Source organism: Leptospira semungkisensis (assembly GCF_004770055.1).
GTDB lineage: Bacteria > Spirochaetota > Leptospiria > Leptospirales > Leptospiraceae > Leptospira_B > Leptospira_B semungkisensis.
Map to the genome: position 1 here is coordinate 1,433,974 of NZ_RQEP01000005.1, position 22,630 is coordinate 1,456,603.

Here is a 22,630-nt window from a genome sequence, read left to right on the forward strand (position 1 = left end):
GAAAAAGTTACGGAATGATCATTCAATAAAAAGGTTGCAGCAAAATCCTAAATCCTATGGAATAATACCCTGGTTCCCGACTCGTCCCGGACTCCGGAAGAAATCGTTCGAACTTAGGAGATATTGATCCAATGTCCAGTACAGCTACCCAATCCACCGCGACAGCTCCCACTTCTGCCGGAGTGACCGCGTTCCCTTCTGCTAATCCAAAAGAAATGCAGAGAGTATTCGATGTTCAAAAGCGCCATTTTCATCAGGTGTTAAAAGTTTCTAAGGCAAATGATAGAATCAAACTCTTGAAGAAACTTCTCGCATCTGTCGAAAGATTGACTCCGGAGATCAAGGCCGCCTTGCAAAAGGATTTCAGAAAGGCTCCTCATGAAACTGATCTTACCGAGATCATGCCTTCCGTTGCGGAATTGAAAGACGCGATCCGCCACTTAAAAAGTTGGATGAAACCTGAGAGAGTAAAAACTCCAGTTTCACTTTTCGGAGCGACTAGCACTGTAGTATACGAGCCGAAGGGAGTGACTCTGATCATTGCTCCTTGGAACTATCCTTTCTATCTTGCGATTGCTCCTTTGACTGCGGCTATCGCTGCGGGAAATACCGCGATCATCAAGCCTTCCGAGTTTACTCCTGAGACTTCTAAGCTTCTTTCCAAGTTAGTGAAAGAAACCTTCCAAGAAGGAGAAGTTGCCGTATTCGAAGGAGATCATACTGTTTCTACCGCTCTGATGGAGTTACCTTTCGATCATATTTTCTTCACAGGAAGTACTCATGTAGGTAAGATTGTGATGGCTGCTGCCGCTAAGAATCTTTCTACAGTGACCTTGGAGCTGGGAGGAAAATCTCCTGCTATCGTAGTTCCTGGAGCGAATCTCAAGAAGGCTGCTAAGAAATTGGTTTGGGGAAAAATCATGAACGCAGGCCAGACCTGTGTTGCTCCTGACTATCTTCTCTTGCCAGAAGGAAAGACCGAAGAATTCGTGAAGCATGCTAAGGACGCAGTTAAGTCTTATTATGGAGATTCTGCTGCAGATATAAAAAGCAATAAGGACTTCTGCCGTTTAGTGAACCAAAGAAATTTCCAGAGAGTCTCCGGATACATTCACGAAGCAGTTGAAAAGGGCGGTAAGATCGTAATGGGGGGAGAAACAGATTCTTCTGAGAATTATATCGAGCCTACTCTCATCGCAAACATTCCTGATAATGCAAGGATCATGGAAGATGAAATCTTTGGACCTGTTATGCCGATTCTTACCTATAAGAATCTGGATGAAGCAGTCGAAAAAGTTCTCTCTAAACCGAAACCACTCGCGCTCTATGTTTTCGGAAGCGATTCTAAAGCCATCAATAAGGTTTTGAAAGAAACTTCTTCCGGCGGTGCAGCAGTGAACGATGTGATCATTCATCTTGCAAACCCGAATCTTCCTTTTGGAGGGATCAATCACTCCGGCCACGGAAGTTATCATGGTTGGTGGGGATTCAAGACATTCTCTCATGAGAAGTCGGTATTTAAACAAGCCGCTTTCTCTTCGATAGAAATGCTCTATCCTCCTTATACAGGATTCGTGGATAGAATGATCCAATTGACTAAGAAGTTCTTCGTTTAATCAGAAGTTTCTTAGAAATAGAGGAGCCCTTTCTCGGAGTCGAGAGAGGGCTTTTTTATGCGACAGCAGAAAGCTTGGTAAGAATGGAACTAATTCAGGCGATGAGATCTTTTTCGAATCAAAGAGGGATCAGCTTTGCAACGAGTTCGCTTACCTCTTGCTCGGAGTAGATCCCATAACCGTCTACTAGGGTCCCTTTCTCTTTGAATGTATCCGAGGAAATTGCGTAGACAATGGCTTCGTCTGCAGGGTCCGTATCGCCTTCGAATCGATAAAACCGATCTACTTTAAATTCGGAAGTGCTGACGTATATTCTACATTCTTTGTTATTCTTATTCCAATGCAAATTATAATCTTCTGAATAGCCTTCCGCCTTTAAGCTGTTTACTGCGTCCGTTACTGTTTCAAAAGAATGGCTTGAGTCTTTCATTGTTTACCTGTGGTTAGCTTTGATTCTAGAGAATCCAAAGATGAATTCAAGGGAAAAGTGTAGAAGCACCTAAAAAGAAGTAAGCGATACTTAGCAAAATGCAAACTGGTGAATAGAGATAGTCATCGTTCTTTGCAAATCGAGTCGATCGTATCTTCTTAAAAAAACCTACGAGTTTAAAATCCCCGATGGCTCTTCCGAAAAATAGGAGAGAGATCCCGAAGGCAAACCACCTGCTATTCGAATTTTCGAGAGAAAGGAATCCGCCCGACCAGAATGCCACCATTCCGAAACAGAAAAGAGCCAGAGCAACTAAAAGAGTTAAGCTCCTGCTGGGAGTAAATGCGGGCTTGCCGCCGATTTCAGGAATTGCGGAGAAGTATCCGATCCTTCCCCCGAACGCCCAGAAAATATGAAGTGAGGAGAGAAAGAATAGAACGGAACCTGTAAGAACGCTGATCGTCTTGGTCCAGTCCAAATTCTTTCTCCTTAAAGCACGAATTCCAGCCCGAACTCATCCGTTCCGGGCCAGCATTAAGAAATCTTAAACTAATTTTTTTGCAGCGTTGATCACTGCTTCGTAGTTCGGCTCACTTGCAATTTCCGGAACAAGCTCAGTATATTGGATCACATCGTCTTTATCCAATACGAATACTGCTCTTGCGGAGAGGCCTTTTAATCCACCGTCGGCGATATGGGTTCCATACGCTTTGGAAAAGGAAAAGTCCCTGAATTGTGAGAGAGTGATCAGGTTTGGAGAATCCAATCCTTCCATAGTGCAGAAACGATTCATCGCGAAAGGAAGATCTCCCGAGATGACTAACGTTACGATCCCATTGTCGAGCTTGGCCGCTCTTTCATGGAATTTTTTGGTTTCCATTGCGCAGACGGATGTGTCTAGGCTTGGGACTCCGACTAGGATCTTGACTTTTCCACTATAATCCTTTAATGATTTCGAGCTTAGATCTTTTCCGATTCCTGAGAAGTCCGGTGCCTTTGCACCAACTTCTAATAATTTTCCTTCCAGTTGGACTGGACTTCCTTTTAGAGTAACGCTTGCCATTTTGTTTTCCTTAGCATGGGGATGATACGTTCAAATCGGATTTGGGCAACGAAAATCCGTTTCTTAAGGAAGCTTTTTTGGTGGAGAGTTATAACTAAAAAAATTCTTGCAAATTTTGAATATAGTATTGTGAATATGTTTAGCGGGAAACCGCAAGTTATACCTACATAATGAAGAACTTAGGTCTACAGTCTAATCTCACCCTTTGGGTCGTCCTCTGGATGGTGGTAGTGGTCACGCTACCGAGGTCAGGCTTTACGCCCTAAGGAACTTTCGTAGGCAGCAATCCTCGAAAAGCCCCTCTTGGCGTAAAGCCGGGAGGGGCTTTTTTTATTTCTACACTGCATGAGGCAAAGAATGGAAACGATCACAAAGGAAGATAAGGCCTGGATTTACGAGAAGAAGGCTCCTCAAAACGGAGCGGAGCTAATCGTAACTTATTTGAAACGCAGGGCAATCCAAAATGTCTATGGGATTCCTGGCGGCGCCAATCTACCGTTATACGATGCTCTGCATGGAAGCGGTATCCGTCATATTCTTGCCAGACAGGAACAAGGCGGGGGATTTATGGCTCAAGGAGAGGCAAGGATCACAAAGAAAGCCTCGGTTTGTCTGGCTTCTTCTGGGCCAGGGGTTACAAACCTAATTACTGCCGTTGCGGATGCAAAATCAGATTCTATTCCGTTAGTCGCTATTACAGGGCAGGTGCCTCTCTCCCTGATTGGAACGGATGCATTCCAAGAAATCGATACATACGGCTTATCTTTACCTATTACTAAAAAGAATTATCTAGTGCGTTCTATTGCGGAGTTAATCCATGTACTGCCGGAAGCATTTAAAATTGCGGAAGGAGGGAGACCAGGACCTGTTTGGATTGATGTTCCTAAGGACATACAAGCTTCTCCTATTTCGATCTCTATGCCTCAAATCGAAGAGATTTGGAAAAGAGAAGAAGTAGGTGCTCCCAAAATGGATCCTTTCATTTCGGAGGCAGACATTTCTAAATTCTTCTCTTATTTAGAAAATTCTAAACAACCTGTTCTTTATATAGGAGGAGGAGTAAAGCAATCTAGCTCTGAAAGGCTTATCATGGAGCTTGCGGAAGCGCAGGACATCCCAGTTGTATCCACTTTGATGGGTTTGGATTCTTTTCCACAAACTCATTCTCTTTCTTTGGGAATGCTTGGAATGCACGGAGCTCCTTATACGAATATGCTTTTGGCAGAGGCCGATTTGCTTTTAGCTTTCGGTGTTCGATTCGACGATAGAGCCACTGGCAAACTGGATACTTTCTGTCCGAATGCTAAGGTAATACATGTAGATATAGACTATAAGGAGATTGGAAAATTAAGAAAACCTGATTTTGGTTTTTGCGCCGATCTGAAATTCTTTCTAGAAAGTTTAGGGAAGTTTCCTGAAAGAAGGAGAGCAGGCTGGCTGGAAAGGGTTCGTTCGTATAAGGATCGCTTTCCTTTGAGCCCTGTTTCTACTCAGGAAGGCTATTCTCCGGATTCTATCATCCGTACTTGTGCGGAATTTTTGGGTTCTAAAGCAATCGTAACGACGGATGTAGGCCAACATCAAATGTGGGTGGCTCAATATTATCCTTTCCAAGAGCAAGGAACCTTTTTGACTTCCGGAGGACTTGGAACAATGGGATTCGGATTGCCTTGCTCTATAGGGGCGGCCTTAGCGAGTCCTGACAGAACTGTCGCATGTTTTTCGGGCGATGGTTCTATCCTAATGAATATCCAAGAGTTGGATACTTTGAGTGAGCTGAAGGTAAATGTTAAAATTATAATATTCGATAATCGGAATCTAGGTCTTGTTCGACAGCAGCAGAATTTATTTTACGGTTCTAGATACAATGGGAGCGCTTATCCTTCCGAATCTAAGTTTTCTAAGATCGGAAGAGCATTCGGGATCCCTAGTTTGGATCTGGGAGAAGAAGGAAAAACCTTAGAAGATCTTAGGTCCTTTCTGACTGCGGATGGACCTGGGCTTGTGGTGATCCCGATCCATCCGGATCTGCAAGTTCTACCTATGGTTCCTCCGGGCAAAAGCAATTTGGAGATGCTCTTAGGTTGAAAGTCCAATCTAACAAGCGAGTATTTTTGATAGAACGTACCTCATTCTATATTCTGGATGGGGTGCTTCTCTATCTTTATAGGCTCGCTTTTTTATCTCTCGTTGATCAATTCGGTGGCGAGAGATTCATTTCTATTTGCGCTTCTTGGTGGCCCTCCCGGGCCTAAGTATATCTATATATTCCTTTTCTTTAATGTATTACCGGACTGATGGTCCGAGTTATAAGGAGGCAATATGTCTATAGAAGTGCAAAATTTAAGAAAAGAAGCACAATCTCTTTCCCCTAAACCGATTCTTAGATCCTTTCCCTTGAAAGAGGAGGATACTTTAGAATTCTTTCAAAAAATTTTAGAAGTATCGGATACTGCGGTTCTCCTGGAAAGTTTGGGGCCGGAGACGGATAATTCTAGATTTAGTTTTATTTCAGCATTTCCGAAACGGATCTTCTCCGCAAAAGAAGATCGATTGTATTCGGATGGAAAACAGATCGGAGCAGGAAATCCGTATGAACTTCTCTCTCAGATCTTCAGCCCTGTGGGAAGTTTTTTGGAATATACCGAAGCGGGAGGTGGAGGGTTATACGGTTATCTCTCTTACGAAGCTGCAAATGATATGGAGTCGAGCTTGGAGCTAAGAGAACATCCCGAGTTTTCTAAGTTTCAGTTCGCTTGGATGGAAGATGGGATACTGATCGATCGAAGGACTGGAGAGTCTAAATATTTCCATTACGGAACAGATCGCTATATCTTATTCGAAGAAGTTTATAGAAGCTACGCTTCGAAGAGCAGTCAATTCTTTGCTTCCGATTTGGGATTTTCCAAAACCAAAGATGAACATAGAGAGATGGTGCGTAAAGCCTTAGAAGAGATCAAGAGCGGAAATACTTTCCAATGCCAGATCGGTTTCAGAAAGACTTTTAGAATCGGAAACGGAGAAGAAAGTTCCGAACTCAAGAAAGGAGATCTGGAACTTTATAAAGCATTAAGAAAAGTGAATCCTTCTCCTTTCATGTTCTTTCTTTCCTTCTCGGACGAAGTTCATCTAGGAGCGAGTCCAGAACTTTTGTTTAGATTGAAGGATGGGCTTGCGGAAAGTTTTCCTCTGGCCGGCACAATCCGAAGAGGAAGCTCTCCTGAAGAAGACCAAAGACTTGCATTGCAACTTCTCTCGGATCCTAAGGAGATCGCAGAGCATAATATGCTTGTGGATCTGCATCGAAACGATTTAGGAAGGGTTTCTAAATTTGGAACGGTAAAGGTGAGAGATTCTTTTTCCTTAAAACGTTTCAGTCATGTGCAGCATCTCTCAACAGAAGTCTCCGGAATTTTGAGACCAGGAAAGGATATGTTTTCCGGACTGGCCGCTTCTTTTCCGACGGGAACCTTGAGTGGGGCTCCCAAGATCGAGTCTATGAAGATCATCCAGAGAATAGAGAATGATCCTCGAGGACCATACGGTGGAGCAGTGGGAAAATTCGGCTTCGATGGAAATTGTTCCTTCTGCATTCCGATCCGAAGTTACTTTAGAAAAAAAGAAGAGGGAGTGATCCGAGCTTCCGGTGGGATCGTGTTCGATTCCGATCCGGATTATGAATACGCGGAGATAGGCCACAAGTTAGGAGCTGTCCTGAGAGCAATGGAGGTTTTGAAATGAAGGTTTTACTCGTAGATCATCACGATTCATTCTCCTACAATCTATTCCAACTTGCGGGAGAGATTTTAGAAGAAGAGTTTCCGTTTCGATTCAAAATGGATGTGATCCGTCAGAATGAGGTGGACTTCTCTAAGATTGTAGATTCGAAGTACGATCGGATCATTCTTTCTCCAGGGCCAGGCACTCCTACTGAGCCAGAATACTTCGGTGGTTCTTTAAGAATCTTACAAGAGTTAGGTGGTAAAATCCCTATACTTGGAGTGTGTTTAGGAATGCAAGGAATGGGATACTTTGCTGGAGCTTCGATCAAGAAAGCGGATTATCCAATGCACGGAAAGATCTCGGAAATAGAGAACGATGGCCAGGGAATATTCGAAGACTTACCGAAACAGATCAAGGCCATGAGGTATCATTCCTTAATAGTAGAAGAAGAAAGTCTGCCGAAAGAATGGGAAAGGACCGCGTATGCGGGAAATGAGCTCATGGGTCTCAGGAACAGGGAAATGAAAATGGAAGGAATACAATTTCATCCGGAATCCTTTGCCACGGAGGGAGGACGAAGAATGCTTTCAAATTTCTTAATACAAGGATTAGGAAGCTAAGGAAGAAGGAAAATTTTTTAGGAACTCTCTTACCTTTTCGGCTAGATCTTCTATCCGAAAAGGTTTTCCTAAATAGTCATCTATACCGGCTTCTGAGCAAGCGAGTTTGTCTTCAGGACTATCGTGAGCGGTTGCAGCAACGATCCAAGGGATCTTGCGGGAGCTAGGCTTCTTCTTTAATATTCTAGCTGTTTCAATCCCGCTTAGTTCAGGCATTTGGATGTCTAGAAATAAGAGATCGACTTCCTGCTCTTCCCAAAATGCGAGAGCATCCAATCCGTTTGAGACCACAGAGGATCTCAATCCCAGTCTTTCGAGCATCTTTTGGATCAGCTTTTGGTTCACTGGATTGTCTTCTGCGATCAGGATCTTCAAGCTGGAGTAATCTGAAAAATCAAGATTCACCTTTGCATTGCTTTTAATTGGCTGAGCCTTTTCAACGGGAGTCTGCGCTCTTTCCAACTCGAAATCTAAAATAAAATTCGAACCGACTTTATATTCGCTTTCGACTCTGATATTCCAACCTAACTTCTCACAAATTCTTTTGCAAATAGCAAGTCCGAGTCCAGTTCCTCCATACTTCCGAGAAGAAGAAATATCTGCTTGGGAAAAGGCTTGGAATAATGCTGGAATTCTATGCGAATCGATCCCGATGCCTGTATCTCTCACGCTTAAGGAGAGGCCAATCTTTTGATCGGTCTCCGAAGAGATAGAGAGTTCTATTGTGATCCCTCCCTTCTCCGTAAACTTTAAAGAATTTGAAATTAGGTTGGAGAGCAGTTGTCTGATCCGTATCGGATCAGACAGAACGAATAAGGAGTTAGTAGCAGGAGGAAGGATTGTCTTAAACGCGAGTCCTTTCTTAAACGCTTCGTCCGAAGCGTCTATGCTTAGTTTTTCGATGAGAGATATGAGATCGAATTCCATGGAACTGAAATGCAAGGATCCGGATTCTGCCTTACTGAAATCAATCACATCATTGATGAGCCTGATCAGATGATCCGCACTATCCGTGAGAGAATCTAAATATTGATTCTGCACATTCGTGGTTTCCGTTTGTCGAAGAAGATCCACCATTCCCAAGATCCCGTGCACAGGAGTCCTGAATTCGTGATTCATATTTACGAAAAATTGTTCTTTAGCTTTTTCTAATTCGATCGCCGCAACCTGGAGTTGGATCAGCTTCTTAGACTTTTCCTCTAACTCCATATAAGAGATAACTGAGTTTGCCAGCGCTTGGAGTGCCTCTATTTGATGAGGTTCCAGATGATTCGGTTTATTATCGATTACACAAAGTGTTCCTATAGTGAATCCGTCCGGAGTGTTTAAGGGAGCTCCCGCATAGAAACGAATGAAAGGCGGACCGGTTACGAGAGGATTGGATTGAAATCGAGAGTCCTTGTCGGCATCTTCTATAATCAATAACTTGCGCTCGGAGAGAGCAAACTGGCAAAAAGAGATTTCCTTCTCTGTTTCGTCCACATCCAGACCGATCTTTGCTTTAAACCATTGTCTCTTAGAATCCAATAAGGAGATGAGTGCGATCGGTGTCCCACAAATAAGGGAAGCCGCCTTTACGATCTGGTCGTATTTTTCCTCAGCAGGAGTGTCTAGTATTTTATAACGCGCTAATGCCTGAACTCGTTCCGCTTCATTTGCGGCGAGAGAAGCGACTGCATGAGGGCGTTTGTTTTCCATATCGGCGTCTAGGATAAATTGACTAAAAGAACGGGCCTTATCCTCTTACTCGAAAGCAAAAACGCAAGGATTTAACGAAATAAGGGAGAGCTATTTCGGAATTATCCCTTAATGACTTGAAAGTTTCTGGCTCCGAGCACCTTTCCTTGGGAGAGGTTTTCCTGAAGTTTCCTAATATCTTTTCGGATCTTTTCTCCCGCCTTAGGATGGATCCAAGGAAAAAACAATCTGGCAAATCCGGATAATTCTAGCTGGCTCGTGAAAAGTATTTTTGTATCCGTATCTGAACCTTTCGGATCCGGATAGAAAGAAAATGTTTCCCTAAAGTTCAATAATCCATTCTTCAAATTCACCACGAATCGATTCGGATACTGAGATTCTAAGATCTTATATTCGGATTTAAATTTAAAGATCCAGAATTTTATCTTAACATAAAATTCTTCTTCCTTCTTTATCTTGGAAGAAGGGAAAACATTCTCCGACCAATCGGAAAGATGTTCTGGATCGGAAACATATTCGAACGCTCTGATCAGGGAAACAGGAACAGTAAATGCAATCGTAGTAGTCGCCATAGAATCTATTCTTGTTTTCGAAAAAGAATTTCCGAAAGAGAGCTTTCTAAAGTCCAATCTATATTGAGAGGAAATATGGGTTTTAGACGAATAACCGGAACAAGAATCGCCGAAAAAACTTTAGAGGGAGGAGGGTTTCCTGTAAGAAGACCATTTCCCGTGCCAGGCTTTTCTTACTGGGATCCTTTTTTATTACTAGATGAAATGGGTCCTGTAATTTATGAACCGGGAAAAGCGATCGGAGCACCTGACCATCCTCACCGCGGTTTCGAAACCGTTACGTATCTTTTATCCGGAGAGATGGAACATAGAGATTCCTGGGGACACGCGGGAAAATTAAAAGAAGGCGGCATCCAATGGATGACTGCAGGAGCGGGGCTCGTACATTCCGAATTGCCTTCTGCAGATTTTCAATCCAGAGGCGGAAGAATGCACGGATTTCAGATCTGGGTAAACCTTCCTCGCGAGAAAAAACTTATTTCCCCGAGATATCAGGAAGTTGACTCCTCTGAATTGCCTACCATTGAGAAAGACGGGGCTTGGGCTCGAGTGATTGCAGGAGAACTTTGGGGAACCAAGGCAATTATTCAAACAGAGACTCCTATCGTATTCTTTCATTTGAAACTTTCTCCAGGAGCGTATGCAGAGGTTCCAGTCCCTGAGGGATACAATATTCTGGCTTATCCTTTTGTGGGTGGAGGAACAGTAATCGATCCTGAGAAAGAATGGGATCTAGAAGAAGGTGAGACCACGTATTACCAAGGGGGAGAAGGAATCATAGGCTTCCGTGCTCCTGAAAATTTTGCTTGGGAAATCTTGGTCTTAGGTGGACAGCCATTGAATGAGCCTGTGGCTCGTTATGGTCCTTTTGTGATGACCACTCCTCAAGAGATCCAACAAGCCTTCGAAGACTATTCGGACGGCAAGATGGGCACAATCTAACTGGATGACCAAACGACTCGTAGTGATTGGGGGAGGAGCCGCTGGATTCTTCGGAGCGATCCAAACCCGCATTCTATCTGAGAACAAGATAGAGGTCTCTCTCTACGAAAAGTCTCCTAATGTTCTCTCTAAGGTAAAGATTTCTGGCGGGGGAAGGTGCAACGTCACTCACTCTTGCTTTGAACCTGAGGAATTATCTAAAAGATATCCGAGAGGAGAAAAGGAATTAAGAAGAGCGTTCGAGATCTTCCAACCTAAGGATACGATCCGATTCTTCGAAACCAGGGGAGTTAAATTAAAGACGGAGTCGGACGGCAGAATGTTCCCCGTCACGGATGACTCAGAGAGCATCTTACAATGTTTGTTACAGGAAGCGAAACGATTAGGGATCAGGATTCGCACTAAGGCCCCAATCACAGGGATCTATACGAACGAAGACCCTTCTCGCAAGAAATTCAGAATCCAAACAGAAGAAGGCGAAGAAGATTTCGATTCAGTACTAGTCGCGAGCGGCTCTTCCCGAAAAGTCTGGGGTTGGCTGGAGAATATGGGACATACGATAGAATCTCCGGTGCCTTCTCTTTTTACGTTCGAAATACAGAATGATCTGTTGGATGGTTTTCAGGGCCTTTCCATATCCGACGCAGAGCTATCATTACAAAATTCTAAATTAAAACAAAGAGGTCCCGTATTATTCACTCATTGGGGATTGAGCGGGCCTGCAGTCCTAAAGCTTTCTGCCTGGGGCGCTAGATCTTTGTTCCAAACTGAATATAAGGAAAACTTAATTATAGATTGGATTCCCGATCTTTCTCGCCAGGACCTAAGGGATTTCCTTTTGAAAAAGAAGAAGGAAAATCCATCTCGTAAACCAGGAAGTTACTCCGAGTTCGATTTGCCTTCTCGATTTTGGGAAAGAGTTTGGGAGAAGGCACTCGGTTCCGACAAGAGATGGTCGGAAGTTTCTTCCAAAGAACTTCACGAAGTAGAAGAGACCTTAAAGAGAACCGTTTTAAAGATACAAGGTAAGGGAGTCTTTAAGGATGAATTCGTGACCTGCGGAGGAGTCAAACGCAAGGAAGTGGATTTCTCCAAGATGGAAAGTAAGATTGTGCCAGGATTGTATTTTGCCGGTGAGGTTTTGGATATAGACGGGATTACCGGCGGATTTAATTTTCAAAATGCCTGGACTACTTCTTATATAGCAGGCTCGTCTATTTCTAAAGAAACTAATTCCAACGTTCCGGATAAGAACTGAAACCTAAACGATTTCCGTCTGGATCCAGAAAATACTTAGTATAATCCGTTTCTTCTTTCAGAATATCCCCAAAATCTAATTCTATTTTCTTTCTTTCCTCGGGAGAAGAAGCCGAGAATACCAATGCGAACGGAGCCTTTTTGATCGGTTCCTTTTCTATCATGAGGCGAATGTTTCCTGCCAAGAACCAAGAAGATCTGAGTTCTCCGTCCTTAAAGAAATGATCCTTCTCGAAAACGAGTCCAGGGATCTTTTCGTAAAATTGTTTGAGTCTCTGCGGATCTTCGGTGGAGATCGCGATATGATGGATCATTCTATAACTATATCGGAATATTCAGGATGTCTTTTGAGATAGGTTTGAACATAAGAGCAGTTCGGAATGATCTTTTTGCCTGACTTGCGAGCCTCGCTTAAAGCCTTATCCGCTAATTGAGATGCGATTCCTTTTCCTCTGAACTCGCTAGGCACGAATGTATGATACAAGTCCCAGACATTAGCTCCGATCTCTCTGTACATAAGATGGGCCTCTCTTCCTTCTTCGATCAGAAAAAACTTTCTAGCGGAAGTATCGTGTTCGACTGAACTCATCTTTTGCCTCTTTAGATCCGACTCTCAACATTCTGGAAGAAAGAGTCGAATTTGATCCTGGTCCAACGAAAATTCATTGAGCTAAAAAAATCAAGCAAACCGAAGTTCCACCTGTGTTTTTCAGATCCAGTTCTGCCTTCAACTGGCTGCACAAAGAACGAATGATCATAAGACCTAGAGAATCGGAGGGCTCGGCTTTAGAAGAACCTACTCCGAACCATTCTTGGATAGAAGGCATTCCTACTCCGTCATCTTCTACAGTTAAATGGAGATGAGAACCTTTGATCTTCAGCTGGACCTTAATATTTCCTTTGGTCTCTCCGGGAAAAGCATGCTTTAAAGAGTTGGAGATCAGCTCGTTCACGATAAGACCGCAAGGTATTGCTCTTTCCATAGAGATTCGAACCGGATCTAGATCTGATTCGAAGCCGATCCTATTCCCCGTAGGAAAGTAAGAGGTCACTAGATGCTGGAGTAAGGACTCTAAATAATTCTTCATGTCTACGTTTGCAAATCTGTCCTGCTTATAGAGATGATCATGTATCATTGCCATGGCAGAGATCCTACTCTGTGCCTTTGTGAGTACTTCAGAGCTAGTGGATTCTCCAGAATACATGTTTTGCAGGTTTAACATTCCGGATACGATCTGTAAGTTATTCTTAACCCTATGATGGATTTCGTGAAGAAGAACTTCCTTTTCTCTCAGATTCTCTTCGAGAGTCCTCTCGATCTCTATTCTACGGGCAACCTCGTTTTCCAGAATTCGTTTAGATCTATATATATGAGATTTTCTTAATCTAAGGTTAGAAAGGTATTCGTTCCTTCTCTCTATGCTCGTTTGCAATCCTCTCATTAGGATAGTAAGAGGCACACAAACTATGGTATTCGCTATGAGAAAATTCAGGCCAACCACATACATTCTTTCGGGAGCCATGTACCAAGGAAGAGAAAAGTAATACGGAGCCTGGGCCACTAAATAGACTACGATCGCATTTGCTAAGAGACCGAGTAGAGAAGGGACGAGCCCGAAAAGAACTCCCGCGAGTACCGGAAAAGGAAAAAGCCAAAGCATTCCACCTCCTTCCGGGCCTAAGGCGATCAGCAAGGCTGTGCCCAGGAGAAAATTCAAAAAGAGTATCAACGCTGCCTTTATTCCGAAGGAGATTCTTTTTCCGATCACTAGAATATAAATTAGGATGAGAGCGAATGTGTCGATCCAGAGGATCTCGGTTTTACCTTCTTTCCAGGCTAAGTAAACGCTAGGAATATAGGCTAATGTTCCGAGTAAAGAGATACTAAAGATTAAGGAGGTAAGTATCAGTTCTCTCCAAAAGGAAAGTCCTGAGGATACGGATAGCTTGGGAATAGAGTATTCTTTGATCAATTTGAAAATCCGATTCAGCAAGCCGGATTTTTTTTCATCTTCCATGATTGCTAGTAATAGACTCTTCGAATCCGAAAAAAATATGATACTCCATCTCTTTGAAAAAAATGTTTCGATTTCTTTTTCTTTCTCTTTTTATTCCCAATTATGTAATATAGTTTCGGATAACGGAGGATTTTAACCTGAAAGAAAAAGGACACTAAACCCTTTAGATTAGTCTTTTTTGTTTTGTTCGGACAAAGATAAGTTTTTGGAAATAAATTTCGTCACTGATTCGGCGAAGAAAAGCAAAATGCAAGGATCCAAGAACCTAAAAAAAAGAGGCCTGTGGGCCTCTCAAATGGGTAGTTAGGTATGCAGTAATTCGTTATTTATTTGCGATCACTCCGTCCAAGGAAGCCTTTCCTCCTCCTTTGATTACGAGCACGAGTGAGATTGCGGCTGCGAGTATATGATATTCGAAACCTTCCCCTTGTTGTCCGCCCGCCCAATTCATAAAGAATCCGTTCGCAAAGTGAGTTACACCTGCTACGATCATTATGACTCCGATCCCCGCTGCTGCGACTCTGGTCAGTAGACCGGTTAGCAATCCTAGAGGTCCTAAAAACTCTGCTACGAATAACAAGAGTACCAGCACTCCTGGAAAGCCTGCGTTAGTTAAGAATGCATAGGTTTCGGAGAAGCCATAGCCTCCGAACGAACCCAATACTTTCTGAGCTCCATGAGGAAAGATGACCACTGCCAAAACTATTCTAAGTATGAGCGAGGTGAGGTCCGAGTCTGTTTTAAGAAGTCTTTGAATCATAATATTTCTCCTGAAATGATTTCATCATATATAGTCTATTCATTAATAGTTTATTGTTAAAGTAATGGGCCGATGAGTCCGAAAAACAATGGTCATTCCTCCTATGCAGTTTAAGTCGAGAGCCCTACGGTCTTGCAGATCTGTCCGAGCTGTTTTAACTCATCGTCACTGAGAGAAGACATCTTGTCCTTCAGTTGATCCACATAATTTGGAAAAGTCTTGCCGATTAGTTCCTTGCCCGAGGGTGTAAGGTTGATAATAAAATAACGTCTATCTTCTTCGCTTCTGACTCGAATGACCAAGGATCTCTTTTCAAGGTTGTCTACGATTTGAGTGATATTGCCTTCGCAGGAAAAGATCTTTTGGCCAATTTCTTTTTGGCACATCGGACCCAAGTGATAAAGAGTCTCCAAGCATCCGAATTGGCCGCTGGTAAGTCCGTGTTGGCTCAGGAATTTTTCTTCCATAGCCTTGATTGAATCTGCACATCGACTCAATTTAATATAGGCATCTAGTACCTTTATCTCTCTCGCCTTTCCTTTGAAATGAGTGGCCATAAATACTTTAAGATTGAACTATTACTATATAGACTGACTAAGTTCGAAAAAGTCAACAAAAAAGTAGGAATTCTTAGAAGGCCGCTTTTTCGAACCTAGGAAAGTCTTTTGCATTCTTCTCTTTGGGAAACTAAATATCCTCAGGCTCCCGTAGGATCCCAACAGGTGCGGAAGTTTTCGTTCCAAGTCTCTATTTCGTTCAGATCTTCCTGAGAAAGTTTGAAATCAAAAACTTGTGAATTTTCTAAGATCCTTTCCTTGCGCACCGATTTAGGAATGACTACCATTCCCTTATCAATGGCCCAACGAATCAATATTTGCGCCGGAGTCTTTCCGTATTTCTTTGCAATATCGAGCAATTTTGCATCGGAGACTCGTTGTCCATGTGCGAGAGGACTGTAAGCTTCCAAGACTATATTATTCTTTTTGCAAGTATTTAGGAGTTCGTTCTGGTTTAAGAAGGGATGATATTCCACCTGATTGACTGTAGGAGTGATCTCAGCGTATTCGAATAATTCCTGAAGATGTGGAATCATATAATTGCTGACGCCGATCGCCCTGGCTAATCCTTCTTTATAGAATTTCTCCAATTCCTTCCAGGCTTGTTTTCTTGTACTCCCTACAGGGAAATGGATCAAATAGAGATCCACACGATCTAATCCTAAAGACTTGAGTGATTCTTCGATCGCTTTGCGTGGATTTTTTTGGTCTCCATTCCAAAGCTTGGTGGTGATAAACAATTCATCTCTTGGAATACCGCTTTCTCGGATCGCTCTTCCTACGTCGGATTCATTTCCATAGATTTTGGCAGTATCTATATGTCTATATCCGGCTTCTAGGGCCCAGTTTACCGCCTCTACACATTCGTTTCCGGATTTCGTCTTCCAAACGCCCAATCCGAATACAGGCATTTCCACTCCGTTGTTTAAACGGATCGATTGATTGAGAATAGAACTTTGCATACCAGACTTAGACGGTCCAAGAGGTTTTTAGTTTATAGAAAGACAGGTTTTCATTCGTTTTCATTTCGTATCAGATTCTTTCTTGCAATTTGGATCGAATGGGATTCTTTGTTCGTCATGCAATTAAGCACCGCTATTTCTGATTTAGTATTGGCAGTCTCCGCTACTTGGGCGGGATTGAGAGCTCTGTCTTCGGCAAAAGGAAGTCTTCCTAAGAGAGGAGGAGCCTGGGGTCTATTCGCAGTTGCTGCTGGGGCCTATCTAGGAGTGATCTTTTTTCTAGGTGGAGATTGGATCACTGGTATCTATAGGCTCGTGGTTCAATTTGCCGGAACAGTAGGAATTCCTTGGATAGGGATCGCATTCTTCTATCTAGGTTTCGGTAAGATTCCTCCTCGAAACTGGTACGTATTAAGCGCGGGCTTACTCGTTCTTTTTATTTTAGATTCTCTTTATGCGTTAGGACCATATTCCACTGCGATCGGAGCGATCTCTTTTGTTACTGTGATCATAGTCTGTATCCAAAAATACAAAGGCTCACATAAGACTGCAGCTCTCTACGGGATTGCAGGTGCATTGCTATTTATTTTAGCAGGTCTTGTGATCGGAACAGTCGGACATATCTCCGGGATCCCGAGAGTGGATGTATTCCATTATGTTTTGGCGGTTGCGGTTTATTGTTTAGGATATTCCCAAAGAAAGCTGGGTTAATCTTTTGATGCGGGGAAGGGGCCTTCCCCGAAATACTATAATAAGTTTAAGCAGGGATCTGTTCTGAGACCTGAGTGACCCAGGAAGCATAATAGTTGGATAGGGTCCTCAGGAACATAAGATCCATCTCATTTTCCGTTCCAATAGCGCGTAACGCGTTTGCGTATTGGGTTCTGAAATCGGTAAGAGTGGCAGTCTGTTGGATATGCACTCTCATTGCCTGAGCTTGCTCCGGCCCGAAGCCGTATTCTGTGGACCACTTATCGATCAAATTTCCGCAGTTGTATTTTCTGGAAAGAAGGATCTGAGCCAGAATATTTCTGAACATATTCTCGATGGATACGATCGTAATTTCTTTATGAGCGATCGAGATCTCTGTAATGATCTCATCCTTTTTGTCGATGACTGCCTTGGAAGTTCCCATCTTATTAAAGAATTTTGATAGATCATTATACGCTTTGAAATGTTTCAGAATGATCTCTCTATCTTTTACGTCGACTGTCCGTTGGTCTTCCGGGTGGCTCATCTCTTGCAAAATGGACTCAATCACCTGGAACATGATATCAAAAGTGAACTGAGTGGACTTGCCTAGAAGATAACGGATCTCGCTTTGGAAGGCTGCATGGATCCCTGCAAAAAAAGGTTCTAGTTTATCTATACCAAGAACGCTGGAGGTCTTGAAAACAGAGAGCATGTCTCGAACGAATTTAGCTCTGTCTAAGATGGGAAAGAGTTCTGGATGATTGGAATGAGTGCGGATAAAAGTTTCTTTGACGACCTTGACCGATCCGCCTCTGACTTCTTCGCTACGAAATAAAACTCGATATAGAAGGACGGAAATCTCTCGGGAGGTCTTCTTATCTTTCAGAGTTTTTAAGTCGGATGCTTCGAGCATCTCGCTCGATCCTGCATGCTTGCTCTGGATTTCTCCCATAGAATTGGTTATGCCGATATTCCCGAACGTTTGTTAGGTCTATCTTGTGAAGAAAAAGTTAATTGTAAAGCAGATTTGGAAGTAGAGGAAGAAATCCATTGATTTTTCCGCTTGGCTTTCAAAAATCGATCGAATCTATGCAAAAAATTATCGGCCCCGAGAATCAAGTACGTTACGGAGTTTGGGATGGGCCGATAGAATTCAATCATCATGACTTTGCCTTGATGGACTTCTTCGGAAAAGAGATCAAGGGTCTTCGCAAAAAATTTGCGTTTCATTCTTTCAATTATCTAGGGCTGTTAATGGAAGACTGTCTAGTCGGTATTGCCGCAGTCAGTCTTGGCTATGCGTATAACGTATTCGCCTATTTGTACAAATTCGACCAAGGCAAGGTCTATGAATTTGATACTAAAGGACCAGATTTGGGAATGGCATTAAAGTTCCCTGCAAACCCAGACGAGTATGAGATCCGTTTTAAAAAGGGAAGTTCCTTCTTAAACATAAGTAAATCTCATTCTGAAGGAAAGCTTTCCTTAGAAGCGAACTTCGGAAAGAAATTGGAGATCTCCGGAGAGTTTCCATATTCTCTCTTAACTCATCAACCTTTGAGAGTCTTGAATCCTTCGGAACCAAGTAGATGGACATTTACCGAGAAGTGTTCTCCTCTCTTACCGGATCGTATTTCCGTAAAGTATGAAGGCCGCGAATTAGTCAGAGATCCGAGTCGTACGACTTTGGTGTATGATTGGTCGGGTGGATATTTAAGAAGGGAAACGAATTGGTATTGGGCCGCTTTCTCTTCTGTTCTTCCGAATCGGACTAAGATAGGCGCAAATTTTGCAGCGTTAGTGAATGAGAGCTTCTTTCCGGAGAATGCGTATTGGATCGATTCGAATCGCCAAAGGATAAGTCGTTGTATATTCGATTTTTCTCAAAAAGATCCCTACAAGCCTTGGAGGCTTTGGGACGAAGAGGGAAGGATGCGCTTAGAGTTCGAACCTAAGGGCGAACGAAGAGAGAAAATGAATTTAATCTGGACTAAATTATATTTTCGTCAATTTGTAGGAAAGTTCTCGGGAAGTTTCCGTCCAGAGAACGGACAAGAAGTCCAGTTCAAAGATGTTTGGGGATTTACCGAGTTTCATAGGTCCCTCTGGTAGTTTTTTCGTTTTGAAATCCGAGTCGGCGCGTCGTAATATATCCATAGATCTTTTAAGAGGCCTTACTGTCGCCGGGATGATTCTTGTGAATAATCCTGGGACATGGTCCAATATGTATTGGCCTCTCAAACATGCTAAATGGAATGGATGCACTCCTACTGATCTAGTATTTCCGTTCTTCTTATTCGTTGTAGGCGCAGCAATCCCATTTTCTGTCCGCAATGGTTTACAAGTATTTCCTAAAATACTAAAGCGTTCTTTGATCCTGATCGGGCTTGGCCTTTTTCTGAACATATTTGGAGAATGGAGTTTTGCAGAGTTAAGATTTCCAGGAGTTCTGCAAAGGATAGGATTTACATACTTCTTCTGCGCTTTAATCTATACCGAAAAGAATCTAAAGTTCAGAATATTTATCTTTTCGGTTCTGTTGATCGGCTATTGGATCTTACTTGGATTCTTGCCTCCGCCAGGAGCCGATCTTCCTACTATGACGGAAGGGAAGGACTGGGGAGCTTGGTTGGACAGAACCGTTTTCGGAGAAAAGCATCTTTGGAAATTCGGCAAGGTCTGGGATCCAGAAGGCCTTCTCACTTCTATCAGTGCATTTGGCTCCGTCTTAGCAGGGATCTTTACGGGAGAATTCCTGAAGAAAGAACTGGAGATTGGAAAGTCCGGCTTTCAGATTCCTCTCCATCTTCTTTTCTTAGGAATCGGATTCTTATTGCTTGGAGGAATTTGGGATCTTTGGTTTCCGATCAATAAAAGTCTCTGGACTAGCAGCTACACTCTTTGGACCGCGGGTTGGGCCGTTCTATTCTTATCTCTTTTTTCTTTATTAGAAAATCAGGATACATTCTTGTTTCGTTCTCTTCAGGCGTTGCTTTTGCCTTTTGGTAGGAATGCGCTTTTGGTATTCTTTGGATCCGGAATGTATGCGAGATCTCTGAATATTATCTCGGTCCATTTTGCCGATGGAAAGAAGACCTCACTTAAGAATTATATATACGTAGAATATTATAAAAGCTGGATCGAGAGTCCGGAACTAAGTTCTTTCGCATATACCATCACAGTGATTTTGCTTTGGTTCTTTATCCTGTATTTCTTAGATAAGAAAAAGATTTATTGGAAGATCTAAGTCTCTGCTTATACGATCAGATGTTTGGCCGAGGCGAGAGAGCCAATGTGTGCACTTTTGCTCTATAAAATGAAAAACGCCGCTTCTCCGAAGAAAAACGGCGTCTTCTGATCTCAGGATCTTAAGAATTAGATTCTTTCGATTACGGTAGCGATTCCCATTCCCCCGCCAATGCAGAGAGTGATGAGAGCGTAACGTTGGTTTCTTCTTTCTAATTCATCTAGAGCGGTTCCGAGTAGGATTGCTCCAGTTGCTCCGAGAGGGTGTCCGAGAGCGATAGAGCCCCCGTTCACATTGATCTTCTCAAGAGGGATCCCGAGAGTTTTTTGGGTATAAAGAACAACCGATGCAAATGCCTCGTTGATCTCCCAAAGGTCGATATCTTCTACCTTCAGTCCCGCCATTTGCAAAGCCTTTTTGGAAGCAGAAACAGGGCCAGTCAACATGATGGTTGGATCCTCGCCGGTTGCAACAGTAGAAAGGATCTTTGCTCTAGGCTTCAGGCCGTATTTCTTGATCCCGTCATCGTTAGCAATTAGAACAGAAGCGGCACCATCCACAATACCCGAAGAGTTTCCGAGAGTGTGAATATGATTGATCTTGCCTACATCTGGATAAGATCTAAGAGCGATCGCATCTAACTCTTTTTCTCCGATAGTTTTGAACACTGCTCCGAGTCCGGAAAGGAATGCATAATCGGATTCTATTCTAGGATTTTCGTCGGTATCCACTACGCTTCCGTCTTCCAGTTTTACCGGAATAATAGATTTTTTGAATGCTCCGTCTTTGATAGCTTTGTCGGCTTTCAATTGAGAAGATTCTGCGAATTTATCCGCCTCTTCTCTGGAGATATTATATTTTGTAGCGATTAGGTCGGCAGAAATACCTTGAGGAACCAGATTATAATGTTTTTGAATATTAGGATTTCCTATATTAAAATCACGGTCTCCTAAGTCAGCGCCCATTTTGACGCGGCTCATGGATTCTACTCCGCCGCCGAGTCCTACGGTCATCGCTCCGGATTGAACGTGGTTCGCGATATTGTTTACCGCTTGTAATCCGGATCCGCAGAATCTGTTTACGGTATAACCTGGAACTGAATTAGGCCATTGTGCTGCCATGACCGCATAACGCGCAATGCAGGCCGCTTGGTCGTCTACCTGAGAGACGCAACCGAGTACTACTTCTTCGACGACTTCTGGTTTGAGGCCGTTTCTTTCTTGGATTGCTTTTAAGGTTGCTGCGGAAAGTTCTTGAGGGTGAACAGAAGCGAGAGTGCCTCTTTTCTTTCCTTTTCCGCGAGGGGTACGAACCGCATCGATAACGTATGCGTTGGACATAGTATTTCTCCTATAACGAAAGCCGTTCGTTTATTCTTGAACATGGGTTCAAAAACGAGATCTGCTTACGACTCGAGTTTATCGTAAAGCGCGGAAAAGCAAGTCGTTTTGTTTTAGGAGTTCAGCCGAAAATCACTCGGTCGAACACTTTGAAATACCAACAATCCCCTTTTAGATTTTCATAAAATCCGTTATGGCCCCCATGTTTTTGCATCAATATCTTAAGTTTGGGGACGCTAGGTATTTCCTTAAATTCTTTGGGGCGAATGATCGGGTCGTCGGATGCAGTTACGATAGTAACATCTACTTTTAGATTCTTGAAATCCTCAGGACCTAAAGTATACGTATTGAAATAATCATCTGTACTTTTGAATTGAGAAGTTGAGGCAACGATCCTATCCGTCATGTCCATCACAGTTTTGCCCTGCATGATATTGGGATACGGATGTAGATCTGGAAAATGAACATTCTTCTTTGCCAAAGAGAGTTTCCATTTTTCTAAAAAGTATTTTCCTATAATCAGTTTAGAATCCATCATCTCCGTGGCGCTTTTGGGATGAAGAGGAGGGCTGACTGCTATACAATGCTTTAAGTTCGGAACGGGCTGCTTATTGCGGGAATGCTCTCTTGCAACTCTGAGAGTGAAATTTCCCCCCATAGAAAACCCACCTAGATATACGGGGAGCTTCGGGCCGAAGTCCTTTGCTACTTTGCGCACAGCTTCATACGTTTCTCGTATTAAACTTCCGTTAAATGGTTCCGGATTTAAATGATGAGTGTCGCCATGATCTCTTAAGTTCAGACGAAAGATGGAGATTCCTTTATCAAAGAATCTTCTGGCGGTCCTTTGGATATAATTGGAATCCATACTTCCTTCCCAACCGTGAATGAGTATGAGCAATCCCTTGTTTGCAGAAGCTTTAGAATAATGACCTAAAAGTCTAACTCCTTTGCCAGCATCGATGACCGCTGCCTTGGAATTCTTATCCATGGGATGATCCGGAGTATTCTGCCTCATGAGTGAAGCGAGGACAGTTTGGATAAAAGGATGTCTGAGATGAATGGGAGGTTTAAAAGGATGGATTTGATCCATGCCGACATTTTTTTCCATTCAGGCCGGCAAGCGCAAGCG

General features: G+C 43.0%; 23 protein-coding genes. 9 read left to right on the forward strand and 14 right to left on the reverse strand.

Annotated elements, in window-relative coordinates; all coding sequences use genetic code 11:
• Positions 1-131 precede the first annotated feature (131 nt).
• On the forward strand, positions 132-1,616 hold the full coding sequence (locus EHO59_RS06885) for an aldehyde dehydrogenase family protein (protein ID WP_135586025.1): 1,485 nt from the start codon (positions 132-134) through the stop codon (positions 1,614-1,616).
• Positions 1,617-1,734: 118 nt separating this feature from the next.
• Here the strand turns inward: EHO59_RS06885 and EHO59_RS06890 are convergent, their stop codons facing one another.
• The 3 genes from EHO59_RS06890 to tpx all read right to left on the reverse strand — a co-directional run bounded on the left by EHO59_RS06890 (position 1,735) and on the right by tpx (position 3,109).
• Positions 1,735-2,046: a phosphoribosylpyrophosphate synthetase gene (locus tag EHO59_RS06890; RefSeq protein WP_135586027.1), complete on the reverse strand. Its 312-nt coding sequence runs from the start codon at positions 2,044-2,046 to the stop codon at positions 1,735-1,737.
• Positions 2,047-2,092: 46 nt separating this feature from the next.
• On the reverse strand, positions 2,093-2,524 hold the full coding sequence (locus EHO59_RS06895) for a DUF3995 domain-containing protein (RefSeq protein WP_135586029.1): 432 nt from the start codon (positions 2,522-2,524) through the stop codon (positions 2,093-2,095).
• A gap of 66 nt (positions 2,525-2,590) precedes the next feature.
• Positions 2,591-3,109: a thiol peroxidase gene (gene tpx / locus EHO59_RS06900; protein ID WP_135586031.1), complete on the reverse strand. Its 519-nt coding sequence runs from the start codon at positions 3,107-3,109 to the stop codon at positions 2,591-2,593.
• A gap of 357 nt (positions 3,110-3,466) precedes the next feature.
• Here tpx and ilvB point away from each other — a divergent pair, with 357 nt between their 5' ends.
• The 3 genes from ilvB to EHO59_RS06915 all read left to right on the forward strand — a co-directional run bounded on the left by ilvB (position 3,467) and on the right by EHO59_RS06915 (position 7,452).
• The gene (gene ilvB, locus EHO59_RS06905; protein ID WP_135586033.1) at positions 3,467-5,197 is read left to right on the forward strand and encodes a biosynthetic-type acetolactate synthase large subunit; all 1,731 of its coding nucleotides are present in this window, start codon (positions 3,467-3,469) and stop codon (positions 5,195-5,197) included.
• 234 nt (positions 5,198-5,431) lie between these two features.
• Positions 5,432-6,850, forward strand: a complete 1,419-nt coding sequence (locus tag EHO59_RS06910; protein ID WP_135586035.1) for an anthranilate synthase component I family protein — start codon at positions 5,432-5,434, stop codon at positions 6,848-6,850.
• Positions 6,847-7,452 (forward strand): anthranilate synthase component II, encoded by a 606-nt coding sequence (locus EHO59_RS06915; protein ID WP_135586037.1) that lies wholly within the window; start codon positions 6,847-6,849, stop codon positions 7,450-7,452. The genes EHO59_RS06910 and EHO59_RS06915 overlap by 4 nt, the downstream gene beginning before the upstream one ends.
• Here the strand turns inward: EHO59_RS06915 and EHO59_RS06920 are convergent.
• Entirely contained in the window at positions 7,441-9,150 is a 1,710-nt protein-coding gene (locus tag EHO59_RS06920) for a hybrid sensor histidine kinase/response regulator (protein WP_135586039.1), read from the reverse strand. The two genes, EHO59_RS06915 and EHO59_RS06920, sit on opposite strands and share 12 nt — an antisense overlap.
• 101 nt (positions 9,151-9,251) lie before the next feature.
• The gene (locus EHO59_RS06925) at positions 9,252-9,722 is read right to left on the reverse strand and encodes an SRPBCC family protein (RefSeq protein ID WP_135586041.1); all 471 of its coding nucleotides are present in this window, start codon (positions 9,720-9,722) and stop codon (positions 9,252-9,254) included.
• Positions 9,723-9,797: 75 nt separating this feature from the next.
• Between EHO59_RS06925 and EHO59_RS06930 the strand changes: the two genes are divergently transcribed.
• Complete coding sequence (locus tag EHO59_RS06930) at positions 9,798-10,664, forward strand: pirin family protein (protein ID WP_135586043.1); 867 nt, start codon at positions 9,798-9,800, stop codon at positions 10,662-10,664.
• Positions 10,665-10,668: 4 nt separating this feature from the next.
• Positions 10,669-11,922 (forward strand): BaiN/RdsA family NAD(P)/FAD-dependent oxidoreductase, encoded by a 1,254-nt coding sequence (locus tag EHO59_RS06935; RefSeq protein ID WP_135586045.1) that lies wholly within the window; start codon positions 10,669-10,671, stop codon positions 11,920-11,922.
• Here EHO59_RS06935 and EHO59_RS06940 read toward each other — a convergent pair.
• The 6 genes from EHO59_RS06940 to EHO59_RS06965 all read right to left on the reverse strand — a co-directional run bounded on the left by EHO59_RS06940 (position 11,894) and on the right by EHO59_RS06965 (position 16,218).
• A complete protein-coding gene (locus EHO59_RS06940; protein ID WP_135586047.1) occupies positions 11,894-12,235 on the reverse strand; it encodes a VOC family protein in 342 nt (113 codons plus the stop codon). The genes EHO59_RS06935 and EHO59_RS06940 overlap by 29 nt on opposite strands.
• Positions 12,232-12,510 carry a GNAT family N-acetyltransferase gene (locus tag EHO59_RS06945; RefSeq protein WP_135586049.1) on the reverse strand — a complete coding sequence of 93 codons (279 nt, stop codon included), beginning with the start codon at positions 12,508-12,510 and terminating at the stop codon, positions 12,232-12,234. Before EHO59_RS06945 ends, EHO59_RS06940 begins: the two co-directional genes overlap by 4 nt.
• Before the next feature lie 73 nt (positions 12,511-12,583).
• Complete coding sequence (locus EHO59_RS06950) at positions 12,584-13,939, reverse strand: sensor histidine kinase (protein ID WP_135586051.1); 1,356 nt, start codon at positions 13,937-13,939, stop codon at positions 12,584-12,586.
• Between the two features lie 322 nt (positions 13,940-14,261).
• Positions 14,262-14,699, reverse strand: a complete 438-nt coding sequence (locus EHO59_RS06955) for a DoxX family protein (RefSeq protein ID WP_135586054.1) — start codon at positions 14,697-14,699, stop codon at positions 14,262-14,264.
• Between the two features lie 110 nt (positions 14,700-14,809).
• Positions 14,810-15,256 carry a MarR family winged helix-turn-helix transcriptional regulator gene (locus EHO59_RS06960; protein WP_135586056.1) on the reverse strand — a complete coding sequence of 149 codons (447 nt, stop codon included), beginning with the start codon at positions 15,254-15,256 and terminating at the stop codon, positions 14,810-14,812.
• A 140-nt stretch (positions 15,257-15,396) separates the two neighbouring features.
• Entirely contained in the window at positions 15,397-16,218 is an 822-nt protein-coding gene (locus EHO59_RS06965; protein ID WP_135586057.1) for an aldo/keto reductase, read from the reverse strand.
• A 117-nt stretch (positions 16,219-16,335) separates the two neighbouring features.
• On the opposite strand from EHO59_RS06965, the gene EHO59_RS06970 reads away from it, so the two are divergent.
• Positions 16,336-16,929: a hypothetical protein gene (locus EHO59_RS06970; RefSeq protein ID WP_135586059.1), complete on the forward strand. Its 594-nt coding sequence runs from the start codon at positions 16,336-16,338 to the stop codon at positions 16,927-16,929.
• Between the two features lie 46 nt (positions 16,930-16,975).
• Here EHO59_RS06970 and EHO59_RS06975 read toward each other — a convergent pair whose 3' ends face one another.
• Positions 16,976-17,863 (reverse strand): LIC_13029 family protein, encoded by an 888-nt coding sequence (locus EHO59_RS06975; RefSeq protein WP_135586061.1) that lies wholly within the window; start codon positions 17,861-17,863, stop codon positions 16,976-16,978.
• A gap of 137 nt (positions 17,864-18,000) precedes the next feature.
• Between EHO59_RS06975 and EHO59_RS06980 the strand changes: the two genes are divergently transcribed.
• Positions 18,001-19,023 (forward strand): DUF2804 domain-containing protein, encoded by a 1,023-nt coding sequence (locus EHO59_RS06980; RefSeq protein WP_135586063.1) that lies wholly within the window; start codon positions 18,001-18,003, stop codon positions 19,021-19,023.
• Complete coding sequence (locus EHO59_RS06985) at positions 18,983-20,158, forward strand: acyltransferase family protein (RefSeq protein ID WP_135586065.1); 1,176 nt, start codon at positions 18,983-18,985, stop codon at positions 20,156-20,158. Before EHO59_RS06980 ends, EHO59_RS06985 begins: the two co-directional genes overlap by 41 nt.
• A 128-nt stretch (positions 20,159-20,286) precedes the next feature.
• Here EHO59_RS06985 and EHO59_RS06990 read toward each other — a convergent pair whose 3' ends face one another.
• Positions 20,287-21,498: an acetyl-CoA C-acetyltransferase gene (locus EHO59_RS06990; protein ID WP_135586067.1), complete on the reverse strand. Its 1,212-nt coding sequence runs from the start codon at positions 21,496-21,498 to the stop codon at positions 20,287-20,289.
• Positions 21,499-21,619: 121 nt separating this feature from the next.
• Positions 21,620-22,591 (reverse strand): YheT family hydrolase, encoded by a 972-nt coding sequence (locus EHO59_RS06995; protein ID WP_135586069.1) that lies wholly within the window; start codon positions 22,589-22,591, stop codon positions 21,620-21,622.
• Positions 22,592-22,630: the final 39 nt, after the last annotated feature.

What these genes read in the sequence shown, in the direction of transcription:
- EHO59_RS06885 (WP_135586025.1), top strand. Translation starts at nt 132, where the DNA reads ATGTCCAGTACAGCTACCCAATCCACCGCGACAGCTCCCACTTCTGCC.
- EHO59_RS06890 (WP_135586027.1), bottom strand. Translation starts at nt 2,046, where the DNA reads ATGAAAGACTCAAGCCATTCTTTTGAAACAGTAACGGACGCAGTAAAC.
- tpx (WP_135586031.1), bottom strand. Translation starts at nt 3,109, where the DNA reads ATGGCAAGCGTTACTCTAAAAGGAAGTCCAGTCCAACTGGAAGGAAAA.
- ilvB (WP_135586033.1), top strand. Translation starts at nt 3,467, where the DNA reads ATGGAAACGATCACAAAGGAAGATAAGGCCTGGATTTACGAGAAGAAG.
- EHO59_RS06910 (WP_135586035.1), top strand. Translation starts at nt 5,432, where the DNA reads ATGTCTATAGAAGTGCAAAATTTAAGAAAAGAAGCACAATCTCTTTCC.
- EHO59_RS06915 (WP_135586037.1), top strand. Translation starts at nt 6,847, where the DNA reads ATGAAGGTTTTACTCGTAGATCATCACGATTCATTCTCCTACAATCTA.
- EHO59_RS06920 (WP_135586039.1), bottom strand. Translation starts at nt 9,150, where the DNA reads ATGGAAAACAAACGCCCTCATGCAGTCGCTTCTCTCGCCGCAAATGAA.
- EHO59_RS06925 (WP_135586041.1), bottom strand. Translation starts at nt 9,722, where the DNA reads ATGGCGACTACTACGATTGCATTTACTGTTCCTGTTTCCCTGATCAGA.
- EHO59_RS06930 (WP_135586043.1), top strand. Translation starts at nt 9,798, where the DNA reads ATGGGTTTTAGACGAATAACCGGAACAAGAATCGCCGAAAAAACTTTA.
- EHO59_RS06935 (WP_135586045.1), top strand. Translation starts at nt 10,669, where the DNA reads ATGACCAAACGACTCGTAGTGATTGGGGGAGGAGCCGCTGGATTCTTC.
- EHO59_RS06940 (WP_135586047.1), bottom strand. Translation starts at nt 12,235, where the DNA reads ATGATCCATCATATCGCGATCTCCACCGAAGATCCGCAGAGACTCAAA.
- EHO59_RS06945 (WP_135586049.1), bottom strand. Translation starts at nt 12,510, where the DNA reads ATGAGTTCAGTCGAACACGATACTTCCGCTAGAAAGTTTTTTCTGATC.
- EHO59_RS06950 (WP_135586051.1), bottom strand. Translation starts at nt 13,939, where the DNA reads ATGGAAGATGAAAAAAAATCCGGCTTGCTGAATCGGATTTTCAAATTG.
- EHO59_RS06955 (WP_135586054.1), bottom strand. Translation starts at nt 14,699, where the DNA reads ATGATTCAAAGACTTCTTAAAACAGACTCGGACCTCACCTCGCTCATA.
- EHO59_RS06960 (WP_135586056.1), bottom strand. Translation starts at nt 15,256, where the DNA reads ATGGCCACTCATTTCAAAGGAAAGGCGAGAGAGATAAAGGTACTAGAT.
- EHO59_RS06965 (WP_135586057.1), bottom strand. Translation starts at nt 16,218, where the DNA reads ATGCAAAGTTCTATTCTCAATCAATCGATCCGTTTAAACAACGGAGTG.
- EHO59_RS06970 (WP_135586059.1), top strand. Translation starts at nt 16,336, where the DNA reads ATGCAATTAAGCACCGCTATTTCTGATTTAGTATTGGCAGTCTCCGCT.
- EHO59_RS06975 (WP_135586061.1), bottom strand. Translation starts at nt 17,863, where the DNA reads ATGGGAGAAATCCAGAGCAAGCATGCAGGATCGAGCGAGATGCTCGAA.
- EHO59_RS06980 (WP_135586063.1), top strand. Translation starts at nt 18,001, where the DNA reads ATGCAAAAAATTATCGGCCCCGAGAATCAAGTACGTTACGGAGTTTGG.
- EHO59_RS06985 (WP_135586065.1), top strand. Translation starts at nt 18,983, where the DNA reads ATGTTTGGGGATTTACCGAGTTTCATAGGTCCCTCTGGTAGTTTTTTC.
- EHO59_RS06990 (WP_135586067.1), bottom strand. Translation starts at nt 21,498, where the DNA reads ATGTCCAACGCATACGTTATCGATGCGGTTCGTACCCCTCGCGGAAAA.
- EHO59_RS06995 (WP_135586069.1), bottom strand. Translation starts at nt 22,591, where the DNA reads ATGGATCAAATCCATCCTTTTAAACCTCCCATTCATCTCAGACATCCT.